General features: G+C 34.8%; 15 protein-coding genes. 5 read left to right on the forward strand and 10 right to left on the reverse strand.

The window, feature by feature from the left end; genetic code table 11:
- Positions 1 to 220 precede the first annotated feature (220 nt).
- Together HDR40_RS09410 and hflX are read left to right on the forward strand one after the other, a co-directional pair.
- Entirely contained in the window at positions 221 to 1,654 is a 1,434-nt protein-coding gene (locus HDR40_RS09410) for an amino acid permease (RefSeq protein ID WP_290628515.1), read from the forward strand.
- Between the two features lie 146 nt (positions 1,655 to 1,800).
- On the forward strand, positions 1,801 to 3,081 hold the full coding sequence (hflX, locus tag HDR40_RS09415) for a GTPase HflX (protein WP_290628496.1): 1,281 nt from the start codon (positions 1,801 to 1,803) through the stop codon (positions 3,079 to 3,081).
- A gap of 398 nt (positions 3,082 to 3,479) precedes the next feature.
- Here hflX and HDR40_RS09420 read toward each other — a convergent pair whose 3' ends face one another.
- The 3 genes from HDR40_RS09420 to HDR40_RS09430 form a co-directional block, all read right to left on the reverse strand.
- Entirely contained in the window at positions 3,480 to 4,685 is a 1,206-nt protein-coding gene (locus HDR40_RS09420; RefSeq protein WP_290628497.1) for a L,D-transpeptidase family protein, read from the reverse strand.
- A gap of 99 nt (positions 4,686 to 4,784) precedes the next feature.
- Positions 4,785 to 5,528, reverse strand: coding sequence for a C40 family peptidase (locus HDR40_RS09425; protein ID WP_290628498.1), 744 nt, complete (start codon positions 5,526 to 5,528; stop codon positions 4,785 to 4,787).
- A 224-nt stretch (positions 5,529 to 5,752) separates the two neighbouring features.
- Positions 5,753 to 6,310: a guanylate kinase gene (locus HDR40_RS09430; RefSeq protein ID WP_290628499.1), complete on the reverse strand. Its 558-nt coding sequence runs from the start codon at positions 6,308 to 6,310 to the stop codon at positions 5,753 to 5,755.
- Positions 6,311 to 6,402: 92 nt separating this feature from the next.
- On the opposite strand from HDR40_RS09430, the gene HDR40_RS09435 reads away from it, so the two are divergent.
- Both HDR40_RS09435 and HDR40_RS09440 read left to right on the forward strand, forming a co-directional pair.
- Entirely contained in the window at positions 6,403 to 6,699 is a 297-nt protein-coding gene (locus tag HDR40_RS09435; RefSeq protein ID WP_290628500.1) for a DUF2187 domain-containing protein, read from the forward strand.
- 64 nt (positions 6,700 to 6,763) lie between these two features.
- The gene (locus tag HDR40_RS09440) at positions 6,764 to 8,296 is read left to right on the forward strand and encodes an O-antigen ligase family protein (RefSeq protein WP_290628501.1); all 1,533 of its coding nucleotides are present in this window, start codon (positions 6,764 to 6,766) and stop codon (positions 8,294 to 8,296) included.
- Between the two features lie 27 nt (positions 8,297 to 8,323).
- Here HDR40_RS09440 and HDR40_RS09445 read toward each other — a convergent pair whose 3' ends face one another.
- The 6 genes from HDR40_RS09445 to HDR40_RS09470 all read right to left on the reverse strand — a co-directional run bounded on the left by HDR40_RS09445 (position 8,324) and on the right by HDR40_RS09470 (position 12,982).
- Positions 8,324 to 8,953: an LVIS_2131 family protein gene (locus HDR40_RS09445; RefSeq protein WP_290628502.1), complete on the reverse strand. Its 630-nt coding sequence runs from the start codon at positions 8,951 to 8,953 to the stop codon at positions 8,324 to 8,326.
- A gap of 15 nt (positions 8,954 to 8,968) precedes the next feature.
- On the reverse strand, positions 8,969 to 9,481 hold the full coding sequence (locus tag HDR40_RS09450; protein ID WP_290628503.1) for a hypothetical protein: 513 nt from the start codon (positions 9,479 to 9,481) through the stop codon (positions 8,969 to 8,971).
- Between the two features lie 291 nt (positions 9,482 to 9,772).
- The gene (locus HDR40_RS09455) at positions 9,773 to 10,243 is read right to left on the reverse strand and encodes a threonine/serine exporter family protein (protein WP_290628504.1); all 471 of its coding nucleotides are present in this window, start codon (positions 10,241 to 10,243) and stop codon (positions 9,773 to 9,775) included.
- 13 nt (positions 10,244 to 10,256) lie between these two features.
- On the reverse strand, positions 10,257 to 11,030 hold the full coding sequence (locus HDR40_RS09460; RefSeq protein ID WP_290628505.1) for a threonine/serine exporter family protein: 774 nt from the start codon (positions 11,028 to 11,030) through the stop codon (positions 10,257 to 10,259).
- Positions 11,031 to 11,050: 20 nt separating this feature from the next.
- Positions 11,051 to 12,592: an ABC-F family ATP-binding cassette domain-containing protein gene (locus HDR40_RS09465; protein WP_290628506.1), complete on the reverse strand. Its 1,542-nt coding sequence runs from the start codon at positions 12,590 to 12,592 to the stop codon at positions 11,051 to 11,053.
- 15 nt (positions 12,593 to 12,607) lie between these two features.
- Complete coding sequence (locus HDR40_RS09470; RefSeq protein ID WP_290628507.1) at positions 12,608 to 12,982, reverse strand: hypothetical protein; 375 nt, start codon at positions 12,980 to 12,982, stop codon at positions 12,608 to 12,610.
- Positions 12,983 to 13,168: 186 nt separating this feature from the next.
- On the opposite strand from HDR40_RS09470, the gene HDR40_RS09475 reads away from it, so the two are divergent.
- Complete coding sequence (locus tag HDR40_RS09475) at positions 13,169 to 13,813, forward strand: hydrolase (RefSeq protein WP_290628508.1); 645 nt, start codon at positions 13,169 to 13,171, stop codon at positions 13,811 to 13,813.
- A gap of 75 nt (positions 13,814 to 13,888) precedes the next feature.
- Here the strand turns inward: HDR40_RS09475 and HDR40_RS09480 are convergent.
- A partial coding sequence (locus HDR40_RS09480; RefSeq protein ID WP_290628509.1) for an IS1182 family transposase occupies positions 13,889 to 15,561 on the reverse strand: 1,673 nt, incomplete at its 5' end.

A 15,561-nucleotide genomic window follows, 5' to 3' on the forward strand; every position in this document is an offset into this window, starting at 1 on the left:
TACAAAACTATTTTAGCACACTTTATTCCCCAAGCAATCTTTTAGCTTGCTTGAGAACTTTCTCACTATCCATTAATTTAATATATACAATTTCTAACAACTCCATTATCTCAATGAATTAATACGCTTACATTTATCTCCTTATCTATATTTTAAAAAAATTTACCTGTATACTATCCCTGTTAATATCGGAGGAGGAATTTTTTTGGATAATTTAGATATGACCGACAAGCGTAAATATATCTCCTGGCCTGTCATTGCGTTAATGGATTTTGTTACCGTAATTGGCTTCGATGATATTATTTACAACTTTCAAAACCAAGGTCTAGCAGTTGTTTCTGACTGGATCATGCTATTAGTTTTATTCGTTGTACCTTACGAAATGATGGTAGGACACCTCGGATCTGTCTTTTCTAAGGAAGGTGGCGGTTTATCTAGTTGGATTCGCCATACTTCTGGAGATAAAATGGGATATATTACAGCATGGTGCTACTGGGTAGTATCCTTGCCTTACTTAGTTGATGTTGCAAATTCAACTGTAGTTTCATTTGCCTGGCTCTTCAAGGGACACGCTCTCAGTGATAAAGAAATGAGTAACTGGGCTTTTGCACTTTTTACTGCTTTAATTTTCGTGATTTTTATTTTCTTACAACACCGTTTCGCCAACTCCTTGCAGTGGCTCTCCATCTTAGGTGGTGGTGCAATGTTCATCATGACTATCTTGTTCGTAATTATGACCTTTGTTTACTTAGGTGAAGGTCGTCACATCGCAACACAACCGTTCCACTTCAAGAATTTCTTACCTACTTTTGATATGAAATTCATGATGTCTCTGGGTCTTTTGATTTTTGCCATGAATGGTAGTGAATTCATCGCACCATACGTTAACGAAATGAAAGATGGTCCTCGTGACTTTCCTAAAGCAATGTATATGTTAGCGATTATGACTGGATTTTTAACAATCTTTGGTTCATTTGCTTTGGGTGTTTTCTTCAATGCTCACCATTTACCAGATGACTTAAAAATGAATGGTTCATACTATGCCTTTCAAGCAATGGGGAATAAGTTTGGGATGGGCAATTTCTTCCTATATGCCTTCATTATTACCCAGGCACTATACATGCTAGCTCAGCTTGCAGTACTTGTGGACGGTGGTGCACGTATTTTCTTATCTGATACAGCTAAAAAATACTTACCTAAGCAGCTTACTAAGACTGACAAGAATGGACTACCTATTAATGGCTACTGGCTTACCACTTTTATCTGTTCAGTATTACTATTCTTGAGTGCAACCTTGCCTTCAGTTAACGACATCTTCAATCAATTATTAAACTTGAACGGTATCGTTTCACCATATGTAACGGGCTTACTCTTCTGGGCTTTCATTAAGGTACGAGTTCACGAAGACGAATATCCATCACAATTCGTCTTCATCAAAAATCGAACTTTTGCCATTATCGTTGGTTGGTGGTGCTTAATTGTTACTCTAACTGGAGCGACCTTCGGCATTGTACCAATTGACGCCAAATTCGGCTCCAGCACTTGGTGGCATATGTTAATTCTCAATATTGTCGAACCACTTTTCATGATTGCGCTTGGTATCTTGCTTCCATTAATTGCCAAATGGCAACGCAAACATGACGCTATGAATTAAAAATAAGGGACCTCGGTCCTTTATTTTTTTGCAGTAAAAATCTATTATGACAGTCTTCTATGTTTTTTCTTTTTATTAATAGATGCTGTATAATTTTAATTACCATTAAAAATAAGAAAAGCTCAAATAGAATGTAGGTGAAATAATTGATAAATACACAAGAACAAAAGACCAAGGCTTTTTTAGCGGGTGTTAACTTAAACGACCCCAACTTTGATTACTATATGACTGAACTTAGCGAATTAACCGAAGCTAATAATATGGAAGTTGTGGGACAAGCTAGCCAAAATCTAGAAAATATCGTGGCGGGTACTTACTTTGGTGTTGGTAAAATTAACGAAATTAAACATATGGCTCAAGGCCTAAAGGCTAAAGCATTAATTATCAATGATGAATTAACTCCCACACAAATTAGAAACTTAGAATCATTAACTAAATTAAAAGTTTTAGATCGTACTGAATTAATTTTAGAAATTTTCTCAAATAGAGCCAAAACTAAGCAGGCTAAGTTGCAAGTTCAACTTGCTCGGCTCCAATATGAACTTCCTCGACTTCATCCCTCAGAAAATACCCTTGATCAACAACGCGGTTCTGGTGGCGCTAGTGGTGGATTTGCTAACCGTGGTTCTGGTGAAACCAAGCTGGAATTAAATCGTCGAACTATCGGTAAACAAATTAGTGCTATCAAGAAGGAATTGAAGTCCATCTCTAAGCAAGAAGAAGTTAAAGCAGCCAGAAGAAATAACTCTCGCCTACCTAAAGTTGCCCTTGTTGGTTATACTAATGCTGGCAAATCAACAACTCTGAATGAGTTACTTAAGATTTTTGCTCAAGATGCGGATAAAAAGCAGGTCTTTGAAAAAGATATGCTTTTTGCGACCCTCGATACAAGTGTACGCAGAATTGAACTTGATGATGACTTAAGCTTTATTTTGTCAGACACTGTTGGTTTTGTTTCTAAATTACCACACAACTTAGTTGAATCTTTCAAGGCAACTTTGCAAGAAGCTAAAAACGCAGACTTGTTAGTCAATGTTGTAGACAGCTCTGACCGCAACATGGTTCAGATGATCAACACCACCCAAAAGGTCTTGAGTGAACTCGGCATCACTAACGTACCAATGATTACTGCTTACAACAAGGCTGACTTAACGGAAAGAAATTATCCACAAATTGAAGGTAATGATATTCTTTATAGTGCTAAAGACCCAGAGTCAATTAAGCAACTTGCAGATTTGATTACTAAGCGTGTTTTTGCTAATTACGATAAAGCTAACTTGGTGTTGCCGTTGAATAGCGGCAAAGAGATGGCTTATTTACATCAATACGGCCAGGTACTTGATGAAGATTATCAAGATGATGGTGTTCACGTTACAGCGCGTCTTGCTCCTGCTGATATGATTAAGTTTAAAGAATATGAAGTATAGAGAAAAAGCATCCCCGCTATGAGGATGCTTTTTTATTAAAAAAAAGACGGTTCATCAGAACCGCCACACGTTGAGTGTAAGTAATCAGCTTACACAGCATATCCAAAAAAAGATGGATACTACAACTTTAATTCTCACATACATTATAACATGATAAAATTAAAAAGGCACTCCAAAGCCAATCTCTGAAAAGAATTAATCACTCTTTTCATAAGGAGGTGAAAAGATGGATCAAGCAACTTTAATTCTCATTATAGTTGCTCTCTACGAGCTTAAAGGAGTCCTTCGTGAACTCAACAAGCTCCTGAAGTAACATTTAAACTCTCTGGCAATTGTATCGTCAGAGAGTTTTTCTTTATAAAAAAGACGGTTCATCAGAACCGTCTCAGAATATTCAATTAATAAACAATAACTGGCTCGTAAGTATGAACGTTATCCCATACGCTCTTAATTTCTGAAGGACGAATATTCACACATCCATGTGAACCTCCGTTTAAGTAAGCAGTCTTAGACCAGTCAGTTCTCCAACTTGCATCATGAAGTCCACAGCCATCAACAGTAAACGGCATCCAGTAACTTACCTTAGAAGCATACTTAGAACCATCATCATTAGTACCTCTCAAGACACTAGGTGATTGCTTGTAGCCAATGTAGTAAACACCAGTTGGTGTTGCGTCAGAACTACCACTAGACGTTTCTTGGGTACCAGTAACTACATCATTAATCGTTACTACAACTTTGTTATTCTTAACAACCCAAAGTTTTTGTGCCTTAATTGAAACCACAACATAAGAATCACCTAAGCCATGATTAGATAAACCATAACCCACTCCGCCATCAGTAAAACCTTCACCGTAAATGTAGTCTTTACCGTTAACTTCTTTTGTTCCTTCACTAAAGGCCTTTTCAATTGCAGGAATTAGACGATCAGTATTAATATCCCAGCCATAATTTCCATTAGTAACCTTCAAGGTCTTTCCAGTAGCAAGCTTGACAGTATATGAAGTATGCAAAGTATTAACTTCACTTGCGATTGATTTAATCTTATCTTTCAATCCAGTTGCATCTTCATACACATACTCACCATTTTTATAAGCAACTCGTTTAAACATATCAGCTAGTTTTAGAGTATAAGTCCTTCCAGCAACTTTATAATCTACAGTACGACCTTGAAGTTCTTTCAACTTCTTTTCAGCTGCATGAGTATCTTTAGGTAGATAATTTACACTCTTAGTACTTGGCATCTTAGTGTGTTGTTCATCAAAATACTTCTGAATTTGCTTTTTAGTGATAATTTCTTTAGCAGATTTACTATAAACAATCTTATTATTTTCTAAAGTAACACGGTCTTTACCATTTTTATTTACTTTTTTATAAGCTTGATTAACAGTTAACTTACCAACTGAAACATCATAAATTTTAACATTTTGATTGAAGTGTGTTTTATTATACTCTTCTGCTTGGGCACTTTGCTTTGCATGCATTTGTCCAATAACTAGCCAACCAAGCAAAAGAACAACAACGACAACAGCAACCCCAATTATCCATCGGGTATAATTCCTGTTCGAATTATTACCTTGACGCTTTGGCATTTCTTCGTTCATTTACATCTTACTCTTTTCTTAATTGATGTGTTTTATTGTACCACAAACAAAAAAAGGCCGCTGTTCTTAATTATCTCAGCGGCCAATCTTAATTTTTTATTAAAGTACACGTACACCATATGATGGGTAGAAGTAACTACTAATTGAAGCAGTAGTTACATTTTGACCAGGTTGTGGTGCGTGGATGTATTGGTTGTTACCAATGTAAATACCTACATGGTAGTTACCCCAGAATACTAAGTCACCAGGTTTCAAGTTAGAAATTGAAACTCTCTTACCAGCATTTAATTGTACATAAGTAGTACGACCAATATTCTTACCTACAGCGTTGCTATATACGTAAGAAGTTAAACCTGAGCAGTCAAAGCTAGATGGACCAGCAGCACCATAAACATAAGGCTTACCAATTTGCTTCTTAGCTAAACTAATAACTTTTTGAGCAGCACTAGTTGAACTAGTGGAGCTAGTAGTAGGTGCTTGAGAAACGGCAGTTTTAGCAACAGTAGTAGTGGTAGTTTTCTTCTTAGTAGATTTTTTAGTAGTTAAAGTAACATTCTTAGCTGAAATCCATTGGTTCGTACCAACCTTGTACCATTGGTTACCACTTGGATCAACAGCTTGACTAGTAACCTTGTATGAGGAACCAGCTTTTAAAGTCTTACCAGTAGCTTTACCATTGTAATAGCTAGTCATTACAGAAGTAGCTGCATTAATCTTAGCGGTCTTAGTAGCTGCTTGTACAGTATGAGTAGCAGCATTATTTACAGTGTTGACAGTTGCGACACCAGTAAAAGCAATCGCGGCAGCAGCAGAAAGTTTAATAAAATGACGTTTAAGATTCAAAACAGATTCCTCCAGATTATATTCTTCGTTTAAATTCATTAGTTAGATTGTAGCTCGTCAATAAATATTAGCTACAAAATTTAAATTTTTGTTTTATCAATTCACATACACTATTGTAGTGCGTGTTTATTACAAACATGTTACAGAAATAAACCGGAGTAATTACAAAAAAGGTTAATTTTTCACTATTTTTTGTAATGTTTGTCTCAAAAGCCAATAATTTCTTAATTTTTAGCCAGCTTTTTTACAATTTTATCTATTGATTTTTCAGTATCAATCCAATTATCATTTTCTAAAATATGGGCATCTGTTACTAATTCTGGACGTAAATGAAGGTCTCGTTTAAATTCTGGACTATTTAGCCGACGCTTAATCTCTACTAAATCATCGCCCCGCTCTACTAACCTCTCAGTTAAAATTTCTGGGTCTTTAACAGTTAGATAAATAAAATATACTTGGTCACCAAGGGCTTCTAAATAAGACTTCACCCCATCAGTTTCAACTATTAATGAAGCTAACTCATTTTTACTCCAGGCTCTTTGCAAGGCTTCCTTACTTGAACCATATTGATAATCTCCATATTTTACATGCTCAAAAAAATGTAACTGTTCAAAACTAGTATCATCTTCAAAATAATATGATACTCCGTCTACTTCCCCTGTTCTCATTGGTCGAGTGGTATGCGTTACTACCCGGGGAATATGGTACTTTTCTTGTAAATAATTAGATACGGTTGTCTTGCCAACACCACTTGGGCCAGCAATAATGATTATTTTTTTCAACGCTATCACTCCTGCTTGAAATTGATTATCATATATATTAGTATTTCACATTGTAGAACAAATTGTACGTATTAAAAAAGGGAGTTTTAATAATGAAAAAAGCTGACGTTAAATTAGATCAAATTCTTGCAGCCACTTCCGAAGAAGAAATGAAGCATCCCTTCCAAGGAAAAGTTGAAAAGATCTATGAAAATTCTGCCCTACTTTCAATTACTTCATACGACCCAGAAGATGAAACTGCCGTTAGTGATTTAAACAACAAGATGGTTGTTAACTTTAAAAATTTAAAGAAAGTTAAGTCACCTGCCCAAGGCAAAGTTGCTGCCACTAATGATGTCAAAGTTTCAAAGATCAAAGATGACAATCAATCATCCCAAAAGTCTAAGTAAGCAAAATAGGTTAAGGTGAATCATCTGATTCACCTTTTTATTTTTCTAAAGAAAGGAATTTACCGTGCAAAGAAGAATTCGACAGGTACTATTCTGGTTTATCCTCCTTCAGCCATTTCTTGATTTTTATTGGCTTAATAATCCACCACTTTCAGAAATTTTACCATTTTCTATTCCAACAATTATTAGAATCCTAGTTATCCTAGTTCTAGCATGTATGTATCTTAGTCAAAAACGAAGTTGGCAAATCTTTCGTAAACAATGGTGGATTATCCTCTATCTCGCCTTGCTCATAATTTATAGTGCAATTCACTTATTACACGTGCGCAACTTTAATAGTTTATCACCAACTAGCTATAATTTTTCAATGAGTTCAGAAATTTTCTATCTTTTCAGAATGTTTCTCCCACTTATTGTCCTATATGTCACTAAATATGCTAATTTTACCGAGCAAACAGTTATTCATATTATTCAAAGCCTAGTTGGAATTTTTGCGGGAATCGTTGTATTTTCTAATTTATTTATTAAATCATTACGCGCCTATGGCAATGGTTGGATTAATTATAATATTATTGATTGGTTCACCCATGGATCCTTATCTTACGCACAAACTGCTTCCAAAGGATTTTTTTATTTTACCAATACCTTAGCAGCAATCATGTTTATGCTAGCTAGCTTGATAATTTATGTAACCATAAAACAATTTAATTGGAAAAATATGACTCTGCTAATCCTTCAGGGGCTTGCAATGATTATGATTGGAACTAAAACTGCAACCCTTGGTTTTCTAATTGCTCTAGCACTTTGGTTAATTGCTTACTTTATCCATGCTTTTATTTTAAAAAATGCCAACTTTTCCTGGAAAATAGCTAGTGCTTTAATCTTACTTGGTGCTATTTATGGAGTAACGTTACCTAAAAGTCCCATGATTCAACGCGCTAATGCTGATATTGCTTGGGCTCAACAAGATAATGGAAAATACAGTGAAAAGAACTTAAATCAAAAATTAAGTGCCGGTCTGAAAAAAACTAAGACCCAAGCCGAACGCAAGCAATATTTACAGAATTTTATCAAGAAATACTATGAATATTACCATCTCAATAAAAAATTTATTAATAAAGCTTATCCTTATCAACAAGATGCCGAATTTTGGTACACCATTATGACTGAATACTCTACGGAAAAACGTCTCAATAATCGTTTAATAGAAACTGAGATGCTTACACAAGTAGTAAAAAACAATCACAATTCTGCTGATAAATGGTTAGGTATTTCTTATGCAAGAACTTCTAACATTTATAATCTTGAACGTGATTTTCAATATCAATCATTTAGTTTAGGTTGGATTGGAGTAATTCTATTCTTAGGTGTCTATGTGGTAAGCGAATTATATGCAATTTTTTGGTGGTTCAAAGAAAAAGCTTGCCGCCAATTAATTAACTCAGCCTTAATTTTTGCTAATGGTTTTTGTTTAGTGGCTGCCTACTATTCAGGAAATGTAATGGACTTTTTAACAGCAACAATTATTCTAGCTTTCTTCACTGGTTATATGCTAATGAATATTGATAAAAATCGACACGAAAAAAAGCTCGCCTAGGCGAGCTTTTTTAACTAAGAATAGTTATTAATTTCTTTTTTCTTTAACAAAAGTTCTATCAGGAACCCGAATCAAGTAATATTTCGCAGCTTGCCGTCCTGAATGCAATCCTAATCCATTGAACCAAGTTCTTTTATATGTTGCAGTATAAGTTGCCACATAGGCGTTTTGATAATGTGCGTCAGCTTTAAGTAATTCTTTTTTAGAAAAAGGAATTGCACTAGCTTCTACACTCATTGGATCTTTACTATCAGATACCGTAGCATTATTGCTTGAAACCAGATAACTATTACCATTGCTATAAAATTTATAGGTTTGAACAGAAGAAGTTGTATTATTTGATTCAGCAGTGACATAATATGACCGTTTATTACCAGTCGTCAAAATTAAAGGCTGATAATCAATTTCGCTAGAAATAACTTTCTTATCATCAAGACTAGGATTATTAAAGAAAGTAAGAAATAACATATATCCACCAGCCAAAATTAAGAGTGCTATTTCTAAAACATCAACTAATATTGTCTTCCAATCAAATCTTTTCCGGTCCCGTACAATCATTACTAAGTGACGACTACGAATATTTTGGATAATAAAAACCAAATATAAAACAATGAGTAACCAAGCTACGATTCCCAATACATTCCATCCAATAGTCATTTTTATCCCCTATCTTTACTTAGCAGCTGCCTTTTTCTTGGTAGTTGTTTTTTTAGCAGTTTCTTTTTCAGTTTTTTTATATGAACGAACTTCTTTTAATTTTTCAACAATATTCTCTGCTAAAATTTTAGTATAAGTCTCAGGTTCAGCAATAATTTCATCCACACTAGCCAAGATATCAATTCTAAAGTGAGATACATTGATATAATCAGAAATTGTTTCAAAATAAATATTTACTTCAACAGGTTCTTGATCATTAAAGAAATTACTGATTTTTTTATAATTTGCAAATGGCAAGTTGATAATATTACTTTCCAAAGCAAACGTCACTGGTCGTTGACCATCAACTGCCAATTGTGTCTGAATAAGTGAATCATGTTTAGCAGCCTGAATTGCTTCTTTAATCATCTTTTCTGCAAAAGCTTTGATTTTAGTTTTATTTAAATCACCGTACTTAACAGTCTCAAGGTCTTGTAAATAATCTTGATCTTCAATTTTTTTGGTTATAGTTTCTTCATTAATTTTCACAATAAAAATTCCTTTTAATAATTTTCACAATAAAAATTCCTTTTAATTTGTCTAATTCACTAAATAAGATTAAGCGATTACTTAAAAACTTTCAAGAAAAAAAGCAGACAAAAAAAGAGATTAAGAAAAATCTTAATCTCTTTTTTGCGAAGAAGATATAACTATCTCAGGGTCTTCGTTTCACAGCCGAAGTAGCCCAACATCAACACTTCCCGTGTTTCGACATTCAAGTCTAGATGTCTTCTGTCAAAGAACGCACTTCGCGTTTTCCTCGACTCGTCGCTATTAATATTATAGCATATTCTTCCTATTTTTTCTAGACTTGCGTAACTTAAAAAAGATGACAATCACTAGTTGTGACAGCATAAAACCCATTGCGATTGCAATGGTGATAATAGCCACTCGTAAGATTAAGTCTTCCGCTTCAGATAACTGACCATCCACTAAAGCTCGCACGGCTTGATAAGCAGGTACACCAGGAACTAAAGGTACAATCCCTGGAATATTAAAAACTATTACGGGACATTTTTTTCGACGAGCAAATAAGTATCCTAAAATACCAATTGCCATTGTTCCTAATAAGTTAGAAGCAAGACGTCCAAATGATAGTTGGTCACTAAACCAGTACACCATCCAACCAATTGCCCCACTCATTCCACATAGAACAAGAGCACGATGAGGAACATTAATAATTAATGCAAAACCTACGGCCGCCAACCATGCGAAACTAAAATTAATAATAATTTCTAACCAAAACGGCATACGACCGACCCTCCTATAAAAAGAACTTAATAGCTAAACCGATTCCACCACCCAAAGCAACTGCTGTCAGGGCTGCCTCAGTGATTCTAGCTAATCCTGAAATAAGATCACCACTAAATAAATCTCGTAGTCCATTTGTTAAAGCCACTCCAGGCACTAATGTCATCAGTGAACCAATTAAAACATTATCAACCACTAAATTTGGAAAAATTTTCCAAATACCTATTGTCATTGTCCCCATTATTAAGGCTGTTATCAATTCTGCTAAAAAACGAATATTAGTATATTTTTTTATACTCAAAAAAATACCATAGCTTACACCACCGACAATAGCGGATGCAGGAAAATCAAGCCAATCATAATCCCCCATAAACAAAATCATTAAGGTTGGACTTAGAATCATTGCTCCGACAATTTGAAGCCAAATAGGAAAATCAGGTATTTTCCGGGAAATGTCACTTAGTTTATCTCTTAATTCATTTAGAGTAATTTTTTTACTAGCAAATTCACGCGACAATTCATTAACTCGGTCTACTAATTCTAAATTGATATTACGTTTTTTTACTTGAGTGACTTGCGTATAAGACTGAGTACCCAAACTCATAAAAATACCCGTAGGCGTTACAAAGCAGCGAGCCTCTGGTGCTCCGGCATTCTTTGCAATCCTAATCATTGTATCTTCAACCCGACTCATTTCACTGCCACCCTCAATCATTAAGCGGCCAGCCTTTAAACAGGTATCCAATATTTCAGCAGCATAGTCAGAATCAACCTTCTTGTACGCCATTTTCTTTACCTCAATAAAAATTAATTCATCTTTTCAATATCAATTGTTTTATCTACCCAATCACCACGAAAGAAATCACGCTCATGACTTACAATAATTACCCCACCTGGAAAAGCTTCAATCGCCTTACGCAAAGAATCTTTAGTATCCACATCTAAGTGATTAGTGGGTTCATCTAAGAACAATAAATTTGATGGTTCAAAGGCCATTTTAGCTAACTTCACCTTTTCTTGTTCACCACCAGAGAGTTCTTTAAGAGGACTCATAGCTTGTTGAGCAGTTAATCCCATCCGTGCTAAACTCTGTCGTAATTCACGCGGACGTAAGCGTGGAAACTCTTCTTGTAAATATTGCAATGGCGTCATATTTTTATTTGGCCATGTCAAATCTTGCTGGAAATAGGCAAGTTTAGCAGTAGTAGATAATTCAAATCCCCCATAAATTGGCTTTAACTTACCTAATAAAGTCTTCAATAAAGTAGTTTTACCAATCCCATTAAAGCCAGTAACGGCAACTTTTTCACCATTTCCAACTGAAAAATTAAAAGCTGATTTAACTAACGCATCTTCATAACCAATTACTAAATCTTGCGTTTGTAGCAATAAGTTTGATGCAGTTTCAACATACGGAAAAATAACATGCGCCTTACGATTATTCTTTGGTGGTGTTAGTATATCCATCTTAGCCAGTTGCTTTTCTCGAGATTTAGCACTTTTAGAACGTGAACCAGCTTTATTTTTGCGAATATAAGCCTCTGTTCTTTTTATCTTTCTTTGCTGGTTAGCATAGGCTTTCAAATAACTTTCACGATCCGCCTCTTTTTGACGAAGCGCATGTTTTAAATCACCAGTATAACGAGTAATTGTACCAAAATCGATGTCAATAATACAATTGGTAATACGTCCCAAGAAATCATAATCGTGTGAAACTACGATAAAGGCACCCTCAAAATTATTTAAATAGTCTGCTAACCAATCAATATGATTTACATCAAGATAATTAGTAGGCTCATCAAGTACTAAAACATCAGGATTTTGTAAAAGTAATTTAGCCAAAATCAACTTAGAACGTTGACCACCGGAAAGCTTAGCTACATCATGATCATAACCTAATTCGGCAAGACCTAATCCTGTTGCAACTCGATCAATTTTAGTATCAATATCATAAAATTCTTTTTCCTCAAGTAATGTTTGAATCTTTCCAGCTTGATCTAAAAGACTATTATCACCATTTTCGCTATATTTAACATACAGCTCGTTAAGTTCTGCTTCTTTCTTAAAAAGATATTCAAAAGCCGTCTGCAAGAACTCTTTAATTGTCATTCCTGGCTCAAGATGAGCATATTGATCCAAATAACCAACGTTTATTTTATTTTGCCATTTAATCTCACCATCATCTTGAGTAATTTCACCAGTCAGAATTCTAATTAATGTCGACTTTCCGGCACCATTTTGACCAGTAACTCCCATATGATCTTCTTTGTTCAACACAAAAGATGCATCTTCATATAAGGTTTTATCAATAAAAGTTTGACTTAAATTTTTTACAGTTAATAAACTCACTTGTTGTCTCTTTTCTTAATTTTTATTATCCAAAGGATGAGCTTTTTCGTATTTTTGCAAGGCATCTAGTACTTGTGGCCACTTACGTTTAGGAATAATTAATTGTAATTTATCATGATAAATTGGAAAGTCAGTAGCTTTCATTCCCGTAATTTTGGCTAGCTGCTGATCAGTTAATTGATACTTAAAGGTAATTCGCTTAATTTCTTGAGATGCATGTCCTCTAAAATAGGATAAGCCATAAAAGAAAATCTCAAATACTGCACCTATTATAACTGCTAAAGGCATCGCTAAATGAAAAGTTCGCAAACAAATAAAGAAAACTGCAATAAACGCAATAATTGCAGATGCAAAGGCATAAAATACAGGGAAATACTTATTAAACTTCATTGTCTACCATTCCTTTCAAAAATGTTACAAATATATTACAAATAGATAACATAGACAACTACTTTGTAATTTTTACTTTATTTTGCTGAAATAATCACTACTTATAATAACAATTGTAAGAAAAATAAAGAATACTTGTCTTTATTCTTTAGCTAAATATTTGGGATTCTAGAAGGAAGATAAATTTTGGATAAAAAGAAAATCGCCATTGCGGCGGCAACTTCATCACTTTTAACTGTTTCTTTAATGTCAGCACCCGCAAAAGCGGAAAATATTGATCATAATAATATTTCTAATAGCTTAATTAGAGATACTATCAAACCCCGTTTAATGGAAAAAGCCTTTAGAGATAAGCAAATTCAAATTTCTCAACAAAAGAAATTAGCTGAAATCAAGGCAGAGCAAGCACGAATGGATGACATTGAAAAAGCAAAAGTAGCTGCTCGCAAGAAAGCCGATGTTAAAATTGCACAAGCAAAAAAAGAATTGCAACAACGTCGCGGAGTTTCTCAAGCTCCAAGTATTAAAAAGAATGCCTCAACTAAAACTAACACAACCACTATCAATAAGGGTCAATTCACGTTGAGCTTCTATGATCCAGCTGCAATGGGATCAAACATGGGATACGATGGAGTAGCAGCAAACTTAAGTGTTTTTCCACGGGGTACCCACTTAAAAATAACTCTCTCCGATGGAACAGTTTGGCACAAGGTTGTTAATGATACTGGTTCGTTTGCTCAAAGTAATCCCCGCCAACTTGATATTGCCATGCCAAACGATCAAGTACCAAGTGCAGGAATTTTATATGGTACTGTAGAAATTGAGCAATAATTTTCATTGACTAAATAAAAAAAAGAATTAAGATAGACATATCAACAGATACATAAAAAAGAGTCTGGGAAAAAACTAGCTTCCTAGACTAAAAAATAAGAGCAAGAATTCTATTTTTAGAAATCTTGCTCTATTTTTGTGTCTTCTTTTTGTTAAAATAGTCCCTTTTAGGACTCTTCTGTTCCAATATTTGCTTAAGTTCATCATCATGAACATCAATCCAACGTCTGTTTCTACTTTCTTTTTGCCTCTTAGGTGTGTTCTGCGCATGCCAAATATGCTCTTCATATGACCAAAAATTGGCTCGACATCTGTTTTTCTCATGCCATAGATGTGTTTGCCTTCCTCGCTTCGAAGAGTTTCTTTTGCTTTTTCTTTAAAATATTGCCAGCTTGGATTGTATTGAACTTGTCGTTGACGACCGCTCTTGGTTTTAGCCAATCGAGTTTGTTCTTCGGTCAGCTGGAATTCGTCTGCTTCGTAAATCTTAAGATCGGATACCAGACCGGTAATTCTGTTTTTACGCTTGCGATATCCTTTGAAATTAAAGCGAACGCCTTGCCAATCAATGTAGTAATCGTCCTTTTCGTTGTAGTACCAGTTGCTTAATTTCTTAGGATCGTTCTTGTACTTGCGTGTCTGTTCTTTCTCATACAAGGTATACGGAATAAAATACTTTTTATCTTCGTACTTGTCTTCCAGCATTGAATAGTTGTACTCGCTACCATATCCAGCATCGGCAATGATATTATCAAATTTATTCAGTAGTTTTCTAGACTTCATTTGTCTCAAGAAGGGTTCAAGAGTTCTAAAATCTGTTGGATTATGGTATAAAGCAAAGTCGATAACATACTGATTGCTAGTAGCTGCTTGAATGTTATAGCCTGGCTTGAGCTGCCCATTTCTCATATGATCTTCTTTCATATGCATAAAGGTTGCGTCATGATCGGTTTTAGAAAAACTATTGCGTTCACCCAAGATCTGTTTGGCCTGCTCATATTTTCTTGCTCGTGGTACGTAATCTTTATTCAGCTTATGTAGATGCTTCTTTAATTTACGTCTTCTCTGTTTTTTAGTTGAGCCACCGGGAATAACTGTGGGTTCAGCTTTTATTTCTTGATCGAGTTGCTCGATTTCTTTATTGACTTCTTTAGACATCATTGTCATACCTTTACTGGTCATGGCCTCTTCTTCAGTGATAGCTTTAGTCACTTTTTCTTGAACCAAGTCTTCATAAAGCTTGAGAGCATCTAATTGCAGTTTGGCATGATACTTTTCTATAGCTTTCTTCCAAACGAAAGTATACTTGTTGGCATCAGCTTCTATCTTAGTGCCATCGATGAACAAAGAGCCTTCTCTAAGTAGTCCTTCTTCTTGTAAAAGATGAGTAAAGTAGATGAAACTCTTTCTGATCAAGCGATTGGCATGCTCACTAGATCTAAAATTATTGATCGTGTGATAGGAGATGTGTTGACCTTGAGCAATCACCATCATTGGTAGATTTTCTTCTAACATCCTCTCAATCTTTCTACCAGAGAAAACATGTCTGGAGTAAGCAAAGAGCAGAATCTTTAACATCATAGCTGGATGATAGCCTGGTCTACCAGTCTTTGCTTTGTCATCGTCTAATATGACTCCATCAGGTATGGTATCAACGAAATCGCTGATTACTCTGGCTAAATGATTATTAGGAATAGAGAAATCTAAGTTGAGTGTCAAAGTAGTTTGACCTGTGATATAATTTTGAT

It is taken from the genome of Lactobacillus sp., from assembly GCF_014803895.1.